Origin of the sequence: Ruegeria sp. HKCCA5463, from assembly GCF_013034175.1 — a bacterium.
Classification (GTDB): domain Bacteria; phylum Pseudomonadota; class Alphaproteobacteria; order Rhodobacterales; family Rhodobacteraceae; genus Ruegeria.
Genome location: NZ_WQFL01000001.1, coordinates 160,860 through 179,366, shown reverse-complemented (window position 1 = coordinate 179,366; position 18,507 = coordinate 160,860). Strand labels below are relative to the sequence as shown.

14 protein-coding genes are annotated in these 18,507 nt (G+C 61.1%); 5 read left to right on the top strand and 9 right to left on the bottom strand.

The annotated features are described in order from the left end of the window. Positions 1–395: 395 nt before the first annotated feature. From cobS to GOW09_RS00890, 5 genes are all read left to right on the top strand, one after another. A complete protein-coding gene (cobS, locus tag GOW09_RS00910) occupies positions 396–1,382 on the top strand; it encodes a cobaltochelatase subunit CobS (protein ID WP_152458642.1) in 987 nt (328 codons plus the stop codon). Between the two features lie 121 nt (positions 1,383–1,503). Beyond that, positions 1,504–3,381 (top strand): cobaltochelatase subunit CobT, encoded by a 1,878-nt coding sequence (gene cobT, locus GOW09_RS00905; RefSeq protein ID WP_171114945.1) that lies wholly within the window; start codon positions 1,504–1,506, stop codon positions 3,379–3,381. Positions 3,382–3,531: 150 nt separating this feature from the next. Then, the gene (locus tag GOW09_RS00900; protein ID WP_171114944.1) at positions 3,532–5,322 is read left to right on the top strand and encodes an aminopeptidase P family protein; all 1,791 of its coding nucleotides are present in this window, start codon (positions 3,532–3,534) and stop codon (positions 5,320–5,322) included. A 63-nt stretch (positions 5,323–5,385) separates the two neighbouring features. Then, complete coding sequence (locus GOW09_RS00895) at positions 5,386–5,727, top strand: DUF427 domain-containing protein (RefSeq protein WP_152458645.1); 342 nt, start codon at positions 5,386–5,388, stop codon at positions 5,725–5,727. 91 nt (positions 5,728–5,818) lie between these two features. Then, positions 5,819–7,186 carry a DUF3179 domain-containing protein gene (locus GOW09_RS00890; protein WP_171114941.1) on the top strand — a complete coding sequence of 456 codons (1,368 nt, stop codon included), beginning with the start codon at positions 5,819–5,821 and terminating at the stop codon, positions 7,184–7,186. 3 nt (positions 7,187–7,189) lie between these two features. On the opposite strand, the gene GOW09_RS00885 is transcribed toward GOW09_RS00890, so the two are convergent. The 9 genes from GOW09_RS00885 to GOW09_RS00845 all read right to left on the bottom strand — a co-directional run bounded on the left by GOW09_RS00885 (position 7,190) and on the right by GOW09_RS00845 (position 18,400). Next, positions 7,190–8,875, bottom strand: coding sequence for a chloride channel protein (locus GOW09_RS00885; protein ID WP_171114940.1), 1,686 nt, complete (start codon positions 8,873–8,875; stop codon positions 7,190–7,192). A 100-nt stretch (positions 8,876–8,975) separates the two neighbouring features. Continuing rightward, positions 8,976–10,625 (bottom strand): DNA repair protein RecN, encoded by a 1,650-nt coding sequence (gene recN, locus GOW09_RS00880; RefSeq protein WP_171114938.1) that lies wholly within the window; start codon positions 10,623–10,625, stop codon positions 8,976–8,978. Positions 10,626–10,661: 36 nt separating this feature from the next. Next, positions 10,662–11,525 carry an outer membrane protein assembly factor BamD gene (locus GOW09_RS00875; protein ID WP_171114936.1) on the bottom strand — a complete coding sequence of 288 codons (864 nt, stop codon included), beginning with the start codon at positions 11,523–11,525 and terminating at the stop codon, positions 10,662–10,664. 126 nt (positions 11,526–11,651) lie between these two features. Continuing rightward, positions 11,652–12,572 (bottom strand): UDP-3-O-acyl-N-acetylglucosamine deacetylase, encoded by a 921-nt coding sequence (lpxC, locus tag GOW09_RS00870; RefSeq protein WP_171114933.1) that lies wholly within the window; start codon positions 12,570–12,572, stop codon positions 11,652–11,654. Positions 12,573–12,785: 213 nt separating this feature from the next. Next, positions 12,786–14,390 carry a cell division protein FtsZ gene (ftsZ, locus tag GOW09_RS00865; RefSeq protein ID WP_171114931.1) on the bottom strand — a complete coding sequence of 535 codons (1,605 nt, stop codon included), beginning with the start codon at positions 14,388–14,390 and terminating at the stop codon, positions 12,786–12,788. A gap of 348 nt (positions 14,391–14,738) precedes the next feature. Further along, entirely contained in the window at positions 14,739–15,158 is a 420-nt protein-coding gene (locus GOW09_RS00860) for a hypothetical protein (protein WP_171114929.1), read from the bottom strand. Continuing rightward, positions 15,145–16,479 carry a cell division protein FtsA gene (gene ftsA / locus GOW09_RS00855; protein ID WP_170344711.1) on the bottom strand — a complete coding sequence of 445 codons (1,335 nt, stop codon included), beginning with the start codon at positions 16,477–16,479 and terminating at the stop codon, positions 15,145–15,147. The genes GOW09_RS00860 and ftsA overlap by 14 nt, the downstream gene beginning before the upstream one ends. An 8-nt stretch (positions 16,480–16,487) precedes the next feature. Then, positions 16,488–17,495 carry a cell division protein FtsQ/DivIB gene (locus GOW09_RS00850; protein WP_171114928.1) on the bottom strand — a complete coding sequence of 336 codons (1,008 nt, stop codon included), beginning with the start codon at positions 17,493–17,495 and terminating at the stop codon, positions 16,488–16,490. Further along, complete coding sequence (locus GOW09_RS00845; RefSeq protein ID WP_171114925.1) at positions 17,483–18,400, bottom strand: D-alanine--D-alanine ligase; 918 nt, start codon at positions 18,398–18,400, stop codon at positions 17,483–17,485. The genes GOW09_RS00850 and GOW09_RS00845 overlap by 13 nt, the downstream gene beginning before the upstream one ends. Between the last annotated feature and the right edge of the window lie 107 nt (positions 18,401–18,507).

Below are 18,507 nucleotides of genomic sequence, written 5' to 3'. Positions count from 1 at the left end.
CGTGTGTTGACTGAACAGAACACCACAGACCTCACAAACTCACAAAGAACGCCAAAAACCACATTTAAAAGTCATGTTAACGCGCCGAAGAAGCATTTCAATGATAGTATGTTAATGTTTGCATTTGAACGAGGCGCAAAGGTTGTTGCCAGCCTTTCACCGAGGACTTCTGGGTTATGCGCAATCGGCCTCAAAGCTTGTTAACGCGAGGTGCCAAATCGTAGCGTGGGTCATCAATCTGGAATGACACCCCATGCGCAACGATAGGGCCAGTTTGCAAGAAAAACATGCGCACCTTTGGGCGCCTTTCGCTTTCCCTTGCCCTTGCCCGCAATATGTTGCACCACACACGGGTTCATACCCGGTGAACGGGCCAAAGGATAAGGACTAGGCGCATGGCTGACGGATCGATCGATATCAACGCAAAACCTACCGAGGATATCTCGGTCCGTGACGTGTTCGGCATTGACAGCGACATGGCGGTCAAGGGTTTCGCCGAGCGCAGCGACCGAGTGCCGGTGATCGATCATACCTACAAGTTCGATCCGGAGACCACGCTGGCGATTCTGGCGGGCTTTTCCCATAACCGTCGTGTGATGATCCAAGGCTATCACGGCACCGGCAAATCGACCCACATTGAACAGGTCGCTGCCCGTCTGAACTGGCCCGCCGTGCGTGTGAACCTCGACAGCCATATCAGCCGGATCGACCTGATCGGCAAGGACGCGATCAAACTGCGCGACGGCAAGCAGGTGACCGAGTTCCACGAAGGCATCCTGCCCTGGGCGTTGCGCAACCCGGTTGCCATCGTATTCGACGAATATGATGCGGGCCGCGCAGACGTGATGTTCGTGATCCAACGTGTGTTGGAGCATGACGGCAAGCTGACCCTGCTGGATCAGAACGAGATCATCACCCCGAACCCGAATTTCCGCCTGTTTGCCACCGCCAACACGGTCGGTCTGGGCGATACCACGGGCCTGTATCACGGCACGCAGCAGATCAACCAGGCGCAGATGGACCGCTGGTCGCTGGTGTCGACCCTGAACTATCTGAGCCACGACGCCGAGACGATGATCGTTCTGTCGAAGGCGCCGCATTACAACACCGCCGAGGGCCGCAAGACCGTCAGCCAGATGGTCACGGTCGCCGACCTGACCCGAACCGCCTTCATGAATGGCGATCTGTCCACCGTCATGAGCCCGCGGACTGTGATCAACTGGGCCCAGAACGCCGAGATTTTCCGCAACGTGGGCTATGCGTTCCGCCTGTCCTTCCTGAACAAATGCGATGAGCTGGAGCGCCAGACCGTGGCCGAGTTCTATCAGCGCTGCTTCGATGAGGAGTTGCCTGAAAGCGCCGCGAGTGCGAGCTTGGGGTAAGCACCCGAATTGCGCCCGGAGCGGGCGCAATGCCTCCGGCGGGGATATTTTTGGCCAGATGAAGACGGATCCGTTACTGTTTTCGACGCCGGGCAGGCCAGTACTATGAGGGCTTAAGGACATGGCACAGAAGAACGACAACCCCGCCGATCCGTTCAAGAAGGCCTTGGCCGAGGCCACCAAGGTCATGGCTGATGATCCCGAACTGTCGGTGACCTATACAGTGGACCCTTCGGGCATGACGGGCGAGTCGATGCGGCTGCCTCAGGTCTCGCGTCGGATGACGCGTGAAGAGGTGCTGTTGGCGCGTGGCACGGCGGACGCCTTGGCATTGCATCGCAAGTATCATGACGACGCGACCCATGCGCGCTATGCGCCCCCGGGCGATATGGCGCGGGATCTGTACGAGGCGATGGAGACCGCCCGCTGCGAGGCGATGGGCGCGCGGGACATGCCGGGCACCGCCAGCAATATTGACGTCAAGATCGGGCATGAAGCAATCCGGCGTGGGTATGATCAGTGCAAGCAACCCGCCGATGCACCTCTTTCGGTTGCGGCAGGCTACCTGATCCGGCATCTGGCCACCGGGCGTGATCTTCCGCCTGCTGCCGAAAACATAATGAACCTGTGGCGTGGATTCATCGAAGAGCAAGCGGGCGGGACGTTGGAGAATCTGGACGAGATTCTCTCGGATCAGGCGGAGTTTGCCAAATTCGCCCGTCAGGTGATCAAGGATCTGGGATATGGCGACCAGCTTGGGGATGACCCCGATGAGCTGGACGACGAGCAGGAAGACCAGGCCGAGGAAGACGCCGAAGAACAGCCCGATCCGGACAGCACCGGTCAGGATGATCAGGACGAACAGGACGCCGACGCGACACCTGAGCAGACGCAGGAAGAGCAGCAGGATCAGTCTCAGGCCCAGGTCTCGATGGACGAAATGACCGAAGACGAGATGGGCGAAGAGGCTGAGATGCCGGATGGCGAGGCGCCTCTGGAGCCGCCTGCCCCACCGCCGGCATCTGAAGCGGACCCGGATTACAAGGTCTATCTGGACACCCATGACGAAGAGATCGCCGCCGAGGATCTGGCCGAACCGGCCGAGCTGGAACGTCTGCGGGCCTATCTGGATCAGCAGCTGGAGCCGTTGAAAGGCGCGGTGTCGCGTCTGGCCAACAAGCTGCAACGCCGGCTGCAGGCGCAGCAGAACCGCAGCTGGGAGTTCGACCGCGAGGAAGGCATTCTGGACGCGGGCCGATTGGCACGTGTGGTCGCGAACCCCACCACTCCGCTGAGTTTCAAGGTCGAAAAGGACACCGAGTTCCGCGACACGGTGGTAACGCTGCTGCTGGACAATTCGGGGTCGATGCGGGGTCGTCCGATCTCAATCGCCGCCATTTGCGCGGATGTTCTCGCGCGGACGCTGGAGCGGTGCAATGTAAAGGTCGAAATTCTGGGCTTTACCACGCGGGCGTGGAAAGGCGGTCAGGCACGTGAGGCATGGCTGAACGATGGACGTCCGCAGCAGCCGGGCCGTTTGAACGACCTGCGCCACATCATCTACAAGGGCGCGGACGCCCCTTGGCGTCGCGCGCGGCCCAATCTGGGTCTGATGATGAAAGAGGGCCTGCTGAAAGAAAACATCGATGGAGAAGCCCTGGAATGGGCACATCGCCGGATGCTGGCACGGCGCGAACAACGCAAGATCCTGATGGTGATCTCGGACGGTGCGCCGGTCGATGATTCGACACTGAGCGTGAACCCGGCCAACTATCTGGAAAAACACCTGCGCGACGTGATCGCGATGGTCGAAAAACGCAAGATGGTCGAACTTTTGGCCATCGGCATCGGCCATGACGTGACACGGTATTACGACCGGGCGGTGACGATTACCGATGTCGAACAACTGGCCGGCGCGATGACCGAACAACTGGCAGCTCTGTTTGACAGTGACCCGCGGGCGCGGGCGCGGGTCATGGGGATGAGAAAGGCCGGCTGAGGCTGATCTTCTGCCCGGCGGGCGTGTTTCCCCGAGGGCGACATGTTTTTCGTTGCTGATCATCGGCTTGCTCAGGCGGGGTGTTCCCGTCTGGACATTTTTTGAAATGCGCCTCAGGGTCACGCTCAAATGCTGTGAATGAGGCCGCCCATGTTCCAATCCTTCGAAGTGACCGCCCGCCCGGAACAGGGGCCACCGCGGCTGGCCGCCTTGCGCGAACAGATGGTGCAAGAAGGGCTGGACGGGTTTCTGATCCCGCGGGCGGATGCGCATCAGGGAGAGTATGTCGCAGCGCGCGATGAACGTCTGGCTTGGCTGACCGGGTTCACGGGCTCGGCCGGGTTTTGCGCCGCCCTGCGCGACGTGGCCGGAGTTTTCATCGACGGGCGGTATCGCACCCAAGTCAAGGCACAAGTTGCCGCAGATTTCACCCCGGTCCCCTGGCCCGAGGTAAGCCTGAACGCCTGGCTGAAACAGCAATTGCCCAACGGCGGCAAGATCGGATTTGACCCGTGGCTGCACGCGGCGGGGCAGATTTCCGGCACATTGAGTGATCTGGATGGATCGGGCATCGAACTGGTGAGATGCGAAAACCTTGTGGACCGGATCTGGGCCGATCAACCCGCACCGCCGATGAACCCGGTCAAGGCGCATCCGATCGAATTTGCCGGGGAAGGTGCGGACAGCAAGATCGCCCGTCTGGCCGAAGACCTTCGACGGGCCGGGCACAAGGCAGCGGTGATCACCCTGCCGGATTCCATCATGTGGCTATTGAATATCCGTGGGTCGGATATCGCCTATAACCCGGTGGCCCACGGCTTTGCCATTCTTCATGCAGGAGGTCAGGTCGATCTGTTCATGGCGGCAGAAAAACTGGCCGGGGTACGGGATCATCTGGGCTCTCAGGTGACCTTGCGCGCTGTGGGCGATTTTCTGGATGCGGTTGCGGCTCTGGCCGGTCCGGTGCAGGTGGATGCCGCTTCGGTACCTCAGATCGTGGCCGATGCGCTGGGTGACGCGATGACGGATGGCGGCGATCCCTGCGCCCTGCCCAAAGCCTGCAAGAATGCGGCTGAAATCGCAGGCAGCGCCGAGGCGCATTTGCGCGATGCGGTGGCGGTCATCGAAACGTTATGCTGGCTGGACCAGCAAGCCCCGGGCAGCGTGACCGAAACACAGGTTGTCACCCGGCTGGAAGAAAACCGGCGCAAGGACAATGCGCTTCAGGACATCTCGTTCGATACCATTGCAGGCACGGGTCCGAACGGCGCGATCATGCATTACCGCGTGACGGAAGAGACCGACAGCCGCCTGGAAAACGGCCATATTCTGGTGCTGGACAGTGGCGGGCAGTATCTGGACGGCACCACCGACATCACCCGAACCATCGCCGTCGGTGACGTCGGAACCGAGGAAAAAACCTGCTTCACCCGGGTGCTGAAGGGCATGATTGCCATGTCGATGCTGCGTTGGCCTGCGGGCCTTTCCGGGCGGGATATCGAATGTGTGGCCCGCGTGCCGCTGTGGTCTGCGGGACAGGATTTCAACCATGGGGTCGGACATGGGGTCGGCGCCTATCTGAGCGTGCATGAAGGGCCGCAACGGCTGTCCAAAGTCAGCCATGTACCGCTGCAACCCGGCATGATCCTGTCAAACGAACCCGGGTATTACCGGGAAGGCGCCTTTGGCATCCGCATCGAAAACCTTGTGGTGGTGGAAGACGCTCCTCTGCTTCCCGATGGCGATGCCGAACGCGCGATGCTGAACTGGCGCACGCTGACCTATGTACCGATTGACCGCAGACTGATCATGGTCGATATGTTGACGACCGACGAACGCGACTGGCTGAATGCCTATCACCGCGACGTTGCGGAAAAAATCCGCCCAAGGCTGGGACATGACGCACAACTGTGGTTGGATGCCGCAACTGCCCCAATCTGACACGGGTCTGTTACATAAAACAGGCAGAGGGGTGGCCCTGATACGACGACGGAAGGAAGAGGAATGGCTGAGATCACGATCCGGAAAGCGCCGGGCAAATGGACTGTCCGCTCGGGCGGTGCGATCCTGGGCGAAACGAACAACGCGCTGGAACTGCTTGAAGGCGACAAGGATCCGGTGATCTATTTCCCGCGCAACGATATTGCGATGGCGTTTCTGGATCGGACCGACAAGGTGACCCACTGCCCCGGCAAGGGCGACGCGACGCATTTTTCCATCGTCAACAAGTCATCCGTGACCGACAACGCGGTCTGGAGCTATGAGGATCCGATTCAGGCAGTGGCCGAGATCAAGGACCATCTGGCATTCTACCCGGCTGAATCGGTGAAGGTGGAGCAGATCTAACGCCAGCCCCCGCGCCCACCTCACGCAGCTGTGGCATGCACGTGAACGGCATTTGCGGCACACTTGCTCCGGGGTAACACCGGAGGCTTCCATGTCGATGTCACGTCGCGGTTTTGCTGGGATGATCGGGGCTGGTGCAATGGCACCCGGTGTGCTGTGGGCGCAGCAGGATCCGGTTCTGGACGCGTTGCGCAGCACGCTGAGCGGGCGTCGGACCGCGTTTGAGGCGCAGATGGCGTATCTGAAGGACCGCGGCCAGCCGGATGTTGTGGCCGGGTTGCTGACTGCGATGCGTTATGCCGACAGGCGCCGGGATGAGATTGTCGAGGTGATGGAGGCCCTGACCGGGCAGCGCCATGGCAATGACTGGTTCGAGTGGAAGCTGTGGCAGGAACGAAACCCGCAGATTGTCCCTCATCCGTCGCTGATCCCGTTCAAGCGCGAGGTTCTTCTGGGGATCGATCCGCACTTCGATCTGTTCCTGCGGCCCGAATATCTGCAACGCGACAAGATGAAGATCCGCCTGGAAGAGATCGCCTGGGGCGGTGTGTACAAGGATGGCATTCCGTCTCTGGACAATCCCACCCTGATCTCTGCTTCGAATGCGGGGTATCTGAAGGGCGATGATCTGGTATTCGGCGTGGCCATCAACGGGGATGAACGCGCCTATCCCCTGCGGATCATGGGCTGGCACGAGATGTTCAACGAGGTGATCGGCGGCGTGCCCGTGGCGCTGGCCTATTGCACGCTTTGCGGGTCGGGCATCCTGTTTGAAACCCAGGTGGCGGGGCGGCGAAAGCCGTTCATTTTCGGGTCGTCAGGTTTCCTCTATCGTTCGAACAAGCTGATGTTTGACCGAGAGACGCATTCGCTGTGGAACCAGTATACCGGCAGGCCTGTTGTGGGGCCTTTGGCGAACAGCGGCATCACGTTGAAACAGCGCCCTGTGGTGATCACGACATGGGACAGCTGGAGGACCTCGCATCCCAAAACCCGTGTTCTGTCGCTGAACACCGGGCATCGGCGCAATTACGGATCAGGGGTGGTTTATCGCGACTATTTCGCCTCGAGCGAGCTGATGTTCCCGGCGGTTGTGGATCAGTCCCGGCATCGGCAGAAGGATTACATCTTTGCCGTGCGCCAGTTTGGTGCAGCCCGCGCCTGGCCTCTGGATGCGTTCAAGGGCAAACCGGTGATCAACGATGCAATCGGTCGGACACCTCTGGTTCTGATTGGCGATCCCAAAGAGCGCAGCGTGCGGGCCTATGAGCGAAAAACGCATGCGTTCCGGGCGACGCAAGGCGGGTTGCAGGATAGCGCGGGGAACGGTTGGACCGTCACGGAAGAGGCTTTGATCGGGCCGGATGGAACGCGTTTGCCACGAGTCGCCGGTCATGTTTCCTATTGGTTTGCGTGGGACAATTATTTGGGCGACGCAGCCAGCGTGTATGGTGAGTGAAACTCAGGAATGCTCTTCGGCAGCCGTGGCCGCAAGCGCCCTGTTATATGCCTTGAGCGCATCGACGTGATAGAGCGCCCCAACCGGTGTTTCAGAGCCGTCGTTTTCCAGAATGACAACCGGAATGCAGGGGATGTCGTCACGATCAAAATAGGGCATGGCGGCTTCCAGCGTGGCGCTGGCCTGAATGCACAGGCCCTGGTCGATCAGCCCCTGTGCCTCTTCCTTCGTGATCGACCGCGGATCCCCAAGCGGGCGCATCACCGCTCCGGCGCGAAGCATTGCCAGCAGATAAGCCTGCGGCCCCGCGGCCAGGTGGACATCACGCCGTTCCAGCTGGGTCAGGAAGAAAGACCGGTCCACAAGTCTCGAGGCCAAGGCCGTGGACATGGATACGCTTACCATCACGGCAAGGCCGATCTGCCAATCGCCGGTCAGTTCAAAAACGATCAAAGTGGTCGAGATGGGCGCGCCCAGCACCGCCGCAGCCACGGCGCCCATTCCGGCAAAGGCATAAAGCGTATGCGTGCCCGACACATCCGGCAGCAACCCGGTGGCGATCAGACCGAAGGCCAGCCCGGTCAACGCCCCGACCATCAGAGACGGAGAGAACACCCCACCGCCCATGCGCCCGCCCATGGTAATCGCCACCGCAACCGTTTTGATCACCGCAAACAGGATGGCCGTGGTCAGCACCAGATCACCGGTCAGGGCGCGAATTGTCGTCTCGTACCCCACGCCGATGATATGCGGAAACCAGATCGCCATCAGCCCCAGCATCGCCCCGGACACCGCAGGGCGCAGCCAGGCCGGAATCGACAGGCGGTTCTGGATATGGCTGCCAATATCCTCGGCAAAGAAAATCGACCGCATCAGCAGCAGCGCGACAAGTCCGCAGATCAGGCCCAGGATCAGGAAGGCCGGAAGCTCGACATAGAATTGCAGCGATCCCGGCGTCTCCAGCGTGAACTCGGTAACGTCGCCATATTCCAGCCGGTTGATCACCGTTCCCGCGACCGAGGCGATGACGATCGGAGCAAATGCGTGAACGGCGAAATGGCGCAGCACGACCTCGAGCGCGAACAAGGCCCCCGCGATGGGGGCGTTGAAGCTGGCCGACACGGCCGCAGCGACGGCACATCCCAACAGGTCACGTCCCGTGATCCCATCCGCGTGTATGCGGTTGCTGACCCATGTGGAAATCACTCCGGCCATATGCACCACCGGACCCTCGCGGCCTGTTGACCCGCCCGAACTGAGCGTGATCAGCGAGGCGAAGAACGACGCGATGCCCGCCTTGACCTCGACCCGCCCGTCGGTGATGGCCGAACCTTCGATCACATCGGCAACCGACCGGACGCGCCCGTCATTGGTGAACCGGTTCAGGATGATGCCGACGACCAGGCCACCGAAGATGGGAATGATCAGAACCATGAACCATGGCAGTTTCTCGGCGTGGCTGTGCAGCAGCAGGATGTCATCGGTATCGTAAAGATAGGCTTGCAGCGCGCGGATGGCCTTGCGGAAGCCAAGCGCCATGAAACCGGCCGCGATCCCGATGGCCAGCGCAATGAACCAGAACTGGATCTGGCTTGGCCCCCGGCGCAGCATGACCCGCCACGCATCCTTGATCGCGGCCAGAGCCTGATTGAACTGGTTGCGCAGAACGGTGCGGGTCGATTGGGTCATTGGCCCTCGGGGATCATCACTTAACCCTTAGTAAGCCACGGAGCGCCCATATAAAAGTGAGATAGCGACAGTGTGAGCACCAATTCACGCCATCGCCGCGTCAGGCCTGCAACAGAGCCCGGGCGGCGGCACGGGCTTCTTCGGTGATGGTGTCGCCGGCCACCATGCGCGCGATTTCGTCCACCCGATCCGGTTCGGCCAAAGGAATGACGGTGGACAGGGTTTGTCCGTTGGTGACCTGTTTCTGCACCCGCCAGTGATGCGCCGCCCGTGCGGCGACTTGAGGGGAATGGGTGACAACCAGAACCTGCCCGCCCTGCGCCAGCGACGCCAGCCTGCGCCCGACGGCATCGGCTGTTGCCCCACCGACACCACGATCGATTTCGTCAAAGATCATCGTCCGGGCACTGTCGTCGCCAGACAGACAGACCTTGAGGGCCAGCAGAAAGCGGCTGAGCTCACCCCCCGAGGCGATCTTGTTCAGCGGCCCCGCCGGCGCACCGGGGTTGGTGGCCACGGTGAAGGCCACCGCGTCGGTGCCTTCGGGGCCGGGTTCGGCCGGGGTGATCTCGGTCTGGAATACGGCGCGTTCCATCTTGAGCGGGGCCAGTTCCGCCATGACGGCCGCGTCAAGCCGCCCGGCGGCGGCCTTGCGCGCAGCGCTGAGGTCGGCTGCGGCGGCGTCATAGGCCCGTTGCGCCGCGTCCACGTCTGCTCGCCTGTCTGCCAGGTCGGCATCCCCTGCCTCCAACCGGTTCAACCGGTCACGCAGAGTGTCGGTAAACGAACCCAAATCATCCGGGGCCACGTCATGTTTGCGGGCCTGCGCACGGATGGCAAACAGGCGTTCCTCGGCCTGTTCCAATTCTGCCGGGTTGAAGTCCAGCGCCTGAAGGCAGGCATTCACGCCATCCTGCGCCTCGCCCAACTCGATCATCGCGCGCCCGAGCGCTGCTATCGGTTCTTCCAACTGGCCGCCCGCATTGTCCGAGACGCCTTCCAGCCAGCGGATGGCGTCGGACATGGCCCCTTCCGCCCCGTCCCCGGACAACAGGGCAAAGGCACGCGCAACATCGTCGCGAATCCGCTCGGCCCCTTGCATTATGCGGCGGCGGGCATCCAGCTCGGCATCCTCACCGGGTTGCGGGTCAAGCTGGTCAAGTTCGGCGACCGCGTGACGCAGGAATTCTTCCTCGCTGCGGACGGCAGCCAGAGCGGCCTCGGTCTCGGCCAGCGCCTTGCGGGTACGGGACATCGCGGCCCAGGCGGTTCGCACGTTTGTCAGCTGCTCCGAAACCTGTGCGAATTCGTCCAGCATCGCCCGATGACCACGTGGATTCAGCAAACCGCGGTCATCATGCTGTCCGTGCAGTTCGATCAGAGTCTCGGACAGCGCCCGCAGAACTTCGCCCGAGCAGCGGCGGTCATTGACCCAGGCGGTCTTGCGCCCCTCGGCCGTGTTGACGCGGCGCAGGATCAGTTCCTGGCCCCCGGGCAGACCGGCTTCGGCCAGAATCGCATGTGCGGGATGATCGGCAGAGAGTTCGAATTCGGCGACGACCTCACCCTGCGCGGCCCCCTGCCGCACCAGTTCCGCGCGCCCTCGCCAGCCCAACACGAAGCCAAGCGAATCCAGCAGAATCGATTTGCCCGCGCCGGTCTCGCCGGTCAGTGCGTTCAAGCCCGGCTGAAAGCTCAATTCCAGCCGGTCGATGATCAGCATATCGCGGATATCAAGGGCGCGCAGCATGTGGTCTTCAGCGTCCCGGACCAAAGGCCATCGCGATTACAACCATTCACCTTTGATGGTCTGACGATAAATCGTGCTGAGCCAGTTGTTACCGCGGCTCTTGAGATCAAGCCCGCGAGAGGTCAACAGTTTGTACGCATCGTCATACCATTCCGAGGACTGGTAGTTGTAGCCAAGAATGGCACCTGCGGTCTGCGCTTCGTCCAGCAGGCCAAGCGACAGATAGGCCTCGACCAGACGATACAGTGCTTCGGCGGTGTGGGATGTGGTCTGAAAGTCTTCGACCACAACACGGAACCGGTTGATAGCGGCAATATAGTGATCCTGACGCAAGTAGTAGCGCCCGATCTCCATTTCCTTGCCCGCCAGATGGTCGAAGGCCAGATCGAACTTCAGAACCGCCGATGTGGCGTATTCGCTGTCGGGATAGACCTCGATCACGGTCCGCAGAGATTGCAGCGCCTGGAAGGTCAGGCCTTGGTCACGCCCGACTTCGTCGATCTGATCATAATAGCTGAGCGCCAGCAGATACTGCGCATAAGCAGCATCTTCATCCGTCGGATAGAAGTCGATATAGCGCTGCGCCGCCGCGCGGCTTTCTTCGTAATTCTGGTCCGAATGGAACGAAAACGCCTGCATGATCAGCGCGCGCTTGGCCCAGTCCGAATACGGATACAAACGTTCTACTTCCGAGAAATACCACGCCGCGTCGTCCGAGCGATTCTGCGACAGTTCGTATTCACCTCGGGTATAGATCTGTTCCGGCGTGAACCCTTCCAGGTTCTGTTCACGGTCCGCGCCCTTGTTGCCAAAAAGGCCGCCGGCGTTGCCGCATGCCGTCAAAACTGCTGCCAGAAGAATCGCACCCGCGAATCTGACTGCCGCTTTGCTGCCAACCATACCGCCCATCCTTGTCGTCTTGCTTAATGGGGTTTGCCCCGATTTGAGCCATGGTCTAGCACAGAAAATTCCGGTGCAAAACGCCTTATGCGACTTCTGGCGCAAATGTCGTCAGAGTTGATCTGATCAGGCCACTTCGGGAATTTCGTTGACAACAAGCCCCTGCCCCGGCAGGCGTGCGGCCTGTCCCGGCGTGCACAGTACCGGACGTACGGCGCCCGGCGTTTCGAACAGGTTGCGCAGCAAAGTGTTGGTCAGCGAATGACCCGACTTGTTTCCGGTGAAGTGACCCAAAATCGGCCCACCAGCCAAATAGAGATCACCCAGAGCATCCAGCATCTTGTGACGCACGGCCTCATCGACCCGGCGGAAACCGCCCGGTGTCAGAACTTCGACGCCCTGAACGACCACGGCATTTTCAAGCGTGCCGCCCAAGGCCAACCCGTTTTCGCGCATCGCCTCGACATCCGTGCGACGGCAGAACGTGCGACAATCGCTGAGTTCACGCGCGAAGGAACCGTTGCGCATATCAAGCGTTTTGCTCTGGCTGCCAATGGCACCGTCTTCGAAATCGATATGGAAGTCGATGATCAGCCCGTCAGCGGGCGCAAGGCTGGCGCTCGCGCCTTCGCGGGATGCGGTGACGGTTTTCAGAACCTCATAGGCCAATACCGGGCTGGCCTGACGGCGCACGCCCCGGGCCATAATGCCACGCACGAAGTCAATCGAGGAGCCGTCCATGATCGGAACTTCGGGACCGTCGATCTCCACAAGTGCGTTATGCACGCCACATCCGGCCAATGCAGCCATGATATGTTCGACGGTGGAAACCGAAACACCGGCATCATTCACCAGACGCGTACAAAGCGGGGTCCGTTCAACCGCATAGTAGATCGCCGGGATCATCGCGTCGCCCAGTTGAATATCCGTCCGCTTGAACCAGATGCCATGACCAGCCGCCGCCGGTTTCAGGACCATGGTCGCCGGCTTGCCGCTGTGCAGCCCGACGCCTTTAAACGTGACCGGAGATTTGAGCGTATGTTGCAAAATGGGCCTCGGTGAGTAGTGTCCAGCCTGCTTGGGCCGTGTTGGACACTGAGTTAAGGAAGCCCGCGTCAAGGCTCAACTCACTCTTTGCAACCGATTGAAACATGTATGTAACAGATCGGCAAAACCCTGCTTACATGCCTGCAAGATACTGTTAATAAACGATTAAGGGCCGCCAAATGGCAGCCCCTTGAGTGGATTTTGTTACCGCGATCAGTTGGCTTGACGCCGCAGGAAGGCCGGAATTTCGATGCGGTCCTGATCCGGATCGGCCTCTTCCTGAAGCGGCGCGGTCGCCTCGGACTGTCGCAAAACGGGCTGCTGCCGCGGCGGTTGGGCCGGTGTATCCGAGGCATGGCCGGTCATCCGATCGATCAGACGATTGAAGCCAAAACGCGACCGCTCCTCGGGTTCCGGTTGCGAAACCGCTTCGGGTTGACGGGGCGCTGCCGGTCTCTGCGGCGCCGACGGAACCTTCTGAACAGCAGCCTGCAAACGCTGCAATGCTTCGGGCGACGGGGTGCCGGCAGCATGCCCGCGCGGTGCCACGAATGCCTCGGGCGCGGGCTCAACGTGCTCTGGCTGCGGCTCGAATTCGGCCACACGCGGCTGATAAGCGGGCGGCGGCAGGCCGTCATCGTCACGCTCGTCGCGCGGCTGGAATTGCGGCTGCGCCGGCTCTTCAGCGGCTTCGAACAGCGAAGGTTCGCGGTTTTCTTCCGGCTGCGGGACGGGCTCTGCTGCGTCGGCAACCACCCTGGCTTCTTCCTGAATATGCTCTTCAGCCGAAACCGTGCGGGTCAGCGGTTCGGACATCGAACGGCGCGCCACCGGGACTTCGGTCGTTTTTTCGCTGGCGTCGATGCCGGTCGCAACAACCGACACGCGCATTCCGCCTTCCATAGCGGTATCCAGCGTCGAGCCGACGATGATATTGGCCTCGGGGTCCACTTCCTCGCGGATGCGGTTGGCGGCTTCGTCCAGTTCGAACAGGGTCAGGTCGTGCGACCCGGTGATGTTGATCAGCACGCCTTTGGCGCCCTTGAGGCTGATTTCGTCCAACAGCGGGTTTGCAATGGCCTTTTCCGCCGCCTGGATGGCGCGGTCTTCACCTGTTGCCTCGCCGGTACCCATCATCGCCTTGCCCATCTCGTCCATCACGGCACGAACGTCGGCAAAGTCGAGGTTGATCAGGCCGGGGCGCACCATCAGGTCGGTCACGCCTTTGACGCCCTGATACAGAACGTCGTCAGCCATCGAGAACGCCTCGGTAAAGGTGGTCTTTTCATTGGCCAGACGGAACAGGTTCTGGTTCGGGATGATGATCAGCGTGTCGACAACCTGCTGCAATGCCTCAACGCCGTCTTCGGCCTGACGCATCCGCTTGGCGCCTTCGAACTGGAAGGGCTTGGTGACGACACCGACGGTCAGAACACCCAGTTCGCGGGCGGCCTGCGCGATGATCGGAGCGGCGCCCGTTCCGGTACCGCCGCCCATACCGGCGGTGATGAAGCACATATGCGCACCGGCAAGGTGGTCCACGATCTGTTCGATGCTTTCCTCGGCGGCGGCCGCGCCGACGGTCGGGCGGGCCCCTGCCCCCAAACCTTCGGTGACCTTCACGCCCAGTTGCACCCGCGCCGAAGACTGGCTTTGTTGCAGCGCCTGCGCGTCGGTGTTGGCGACCACGAAATCAACGCCGTCCAACTGTTTTTCAATCATGTTGTTGACGGCGTTCCCGCCTGCACCGCCAACGCCAAATACTGTAATCCGAGGCTTCAGTTCGTCGTGCCCGGGCATCGAAAGATTCAATGTCATGCTCTGTCCGCCTGTATTTATGTCCCGCCAAAGCGGTGTTTTTCTTACCTATCCTTGGTCGATTCTAGCGGCCTGATGCCAAAAGGTCACGTCAAAAATCGCGTTTTCCCACAAAATATGGAGGAAATAAGGCAGAAACCGGCGGCATTTCGCAGGTCATGCCAGATATAGCGGAAACAACGGCGACCATCACTAGACAATCGGCATGAACGCGAGGACACATTCGTTCATCGCGCTCTGATCAACTGTCATCTACACTGCGGAAAACTGCTCAGGTCCTGCCGCGAGGCCTCTTTCGGGCCTTGTGGATATCTTGAGGGATAAATCGACATGCTGCAACCGGTTTCTTTAGCTGAGCGGAGCACCTGGGCAGTCCAGGCCGCGCTCGGTCATGGAGCGCACTTCCTGGATTTCCCCATCGACGAAAGAGGCAAGCCGCACCATAAGGCGGCCTTCGTGCAAAAACGGCCACCAGCAGACCGGAATGCCGTCCGGATCATTGTCGTACAGAAAACACAACTGACCGTTAGGCGTCGTGATCTGCCCGTAGACACAGCCCTGCCCCTCTTCGCGCCAAACCGAGACACTTCGGTTCAGGAACTGTTCCGTTCCGACCAGACCGCCGCTGCGAATTTCATAGAACGTGAGGGTTTTGCCGACAGCCGCATCCAGAAACGCCTCGGGCGTGATCATGGTCTGGGCCGATGCCCAGCACGGCAGCAGGGCCGCGCCCAGCGCAACCCCGCGCAGGTGCCTACCAATTGTCACGGAACCACCGCACGGCGCGCTTGAACGGGCGCGCGGCGTAGGTGTCGACCGGGATTTCAAAATCCCACCATTCGTCCTGTGGATGGGCCGCAAACAGGCTGAGGCCGACAGCGGATGAGAACCCGGGCCCGGTGGCTGACTGCGGCAGGCCATGCACGCGCAAGGGGCGGCCAAGGCGCACGCGCTGGCCCAGAATGCGGGTGGCCAGCCCGTCCAGCCCCATGATCTGGCTGCCGCCGCCGGTCAGTACGATCTGCTGGCTTGGCATGTGTTCAAACCCGGCGGCGTCAAGCCGGACGCGGACCTCTTCAAGAATTTCCTCGACACGCGGGCGCATGATGCCGATCAGCTCGGCGCGGCTGACGGTGCGGCGGTCGTGCTCCCAGTCGCCGGTGTCACCACCGATATCAATCATATCCCTGTCGTCGGCGCCGGTGGCATGAACGCCACCATTGAATGTCTTGATCCGTTCCGCCACGGCGGCAGGCACACCCAGGCCCATCGAGATATCGGCGGTCACGTGATCGCCGCCCATGCGCACGCAATCGGCATAGATCATGTGCTTCTTCATGAAGATCGAAACGCTCGTGGTACCGCCGCCCATGTCGATACAGGCCGCGCCCAGTTCCTGCTCGTCTTCGACCAGAGCCGAGATGCCCGAGACATAGGCCGAGTTGGCAATACCCGCGAGTTCAAGATCGCAGCGCTTGATACAGCGCACGATGTTCTGGATCGCTGACGAATCCACGGTCAGCATATGCATGTCGACCGCAAGGCTCTGACCCATCTGCCCGCGCGGGTCGATCAGGCCAGACCGGTTGTCGAGCGCGAAATTCACCGGTTGAGCGTGCAGCACTTCGCGCCCGTCGCCATAATCCGGCACGTCGCAGGCGTTCAGAACGCGGCCCACTTCGGCCTCGGTCACGATCTGACCGTCCAGATCGACTTGTGCATCCAACCCGTAAGAGCGCGGGTTCGCACCCGAGAAACAGGCGATCACATGGTCGACGCGGATATCGGCCATCTTCTGTGCGGCCTGAAGCGCGGTGCGGATGGCGCGTTCGGTTTCCTGCATGGCGGTGACTTCGCCGAACTGGACCCCCCGCGACCGGGTGGTCGCGGCGCCGATGACGCGAAAGCCCGTCTGCCCCGCCATGGAGCCGATGGTGTTGTCTTCGCTCAGCCGACCTGTTCCGTCAAAGCGCAGCACAAGACAGGCGATTTTCGAACTGCCCACATCCAGAATCGCAATCACACCGCGTTGCAAAGCCTGCCGCCGCATCTGACGCATGGCGCGTTGGGACTGATAAAGATCGGTCATCATGGTCGTTACTGCCCGTTACTCACTGTCACTTTTGTGTTCCACCAGTCTTCGCTGGCGGCTTTGGTCATTCGGATGGTCGGACGCTGCCCGAGGCGCATGTCGACCACGGCCACGTCACGTTCCAGAAGGTCCTGCACCTCGTTCACGGCAAGCACGCGTTCCAGCGCCCGTACCGGCCGTTCGGTCGGCAGCATGATGCGCTGACCACGGTCCAGCACCAGATCCCAGCGTCGCTCTCCCACGCGCACCAAGCCGCGCACGCGATTGCCCAGGCTGCGCGAGGTCTGAAGAAGTTCCAGCGCTTCACCCACGTGATCGTTGGCGCCCGCCCCCGCGATCAGCGGCAGATCGGCGTGGTCCTTGCGAGAGGCAGCTTCCTTGACATGCGCGCCTGTCTCATCGAGCAGTTCGAGCCCGTCATGCGTTCGCCAGACAATTACTGGCTGACGCTCGACGACATCGACTTGCAGGATGCCTCCGGGGCGGATTCTGACGGTTGCGGATTTCACCGGGTCCAGCCCGATGATCGTGTCGCGGATCTGTTCCACATCCAGATCCCAGGAACTGATCGGGAAATCCAGCGGCACGATTTCGCGGATGTCTTCGGACAGGTCGGTTCCGGCCCCGTCGATGGCCATCAGGTTGACCATGAATTCGGGGCGCTCCTGAATCGAAGTGCGCACATCGGCGATATAAGCAGCAAGTGCGTCGCGACGGTCCTGCGAGGCAAAGAAGATGCCAAGCGCGGCAGCGATGGCGCAGATCGGAAGGCCGACCTTGACACCAAGGCGAATGCCAGGCGTCAGCATCCAACGTTGCAGCCGATAGCTGAGACGGGACGGCGCAGGGTCACTGCGTCTTGCGGAGCGGGAAAACACACGCGCACCGCGCAGGCGCAAAAGCGGTTCGGCCTCGTGCGAGTCCGTGTCGGCCGAGGCGAAATCGGCATCCGGTCCCGCAAGTGGTTTGCTGCAGTGGATTTCCAGTGAACGGCTGGCGGTCAGCGGTCGCATGAGGCGTCCTCCACCATCCAGGCGCAGAGCTGGCCGAATGTCATTCCAAGATGAGCGACCTGTTCCGGGACCAGAGAGGTTGGCGTCATGCCGGGCTGGGTATTGGTTTCCAGCAGGAACAACCCATCGGCACCCTTGCTGTCATCCCAGCGGTAATCCGTGCGGGACACACCCTTGCACCCCAGCACGTTATGCGCTCGCACGGCGTAGTCCATGCAGCGGTCGAAAATGTCCTGCGGGATGTCGGCGGGCAGGACATGCCACGAGCCGCCGGGCTTGTACTTGGCGTCATAGTCGTACCAGCCGCCATCTGTCATGATTTCAGTCACGGTCAGGGCGCGGTCGCCCATCACGGTCACGGTCAACTCGCGGCCTGCCACGTATTTCTCGACCATCACCAGATCGGGCATCGCCTCGTCCAGCTGCGGCGGGCCGTTGGCATTTTCGTGGACGATGTAAATCCCAACGCTGGAGCCTTCATTGTTCGGCTTGGCCACATAGGGCGGCTCCATCACGTGAACTTCGACCACCTCGACCTTGGGCACGATCACGCTCGGTACGACGGGCAGCCCTTCGGTTTGGTAAATCTCTTTGCTGCGCTGCTTGTCCATTGCCAGCGCCGAGGCCAGAACACCGGAATGGGTGTAAGGGATACGCATCCATTCCAGCAGGCCCTGCACACACCCATCTTCGCCCCAGCGGCCATGCAGGGCGTTGAAAACCACATCCGGTTTGATGTCCACAAGGCGCGCGCAGAGGTCGGGACCTGCGTCCAGTTCGACCACTTCAAAGCCTTCTCCCACAAGGGCGGCCGCGCATTCGCGCCCAGAGCTGAGAGACACCTCGCGTTCCGCCGAGGGTCCACCCATCAATACCGCCACTTTGGGGTTTGTCCTGCTCGACATACCCAATGTGCGCCTCAATGTCCCCGGACCTTATGTGGTGGTCCGTACTGCGTTTATGCCTTTGATCCGTCGCCTGAATTTGCCTGTTATGGTCTGACGGTTGGGGC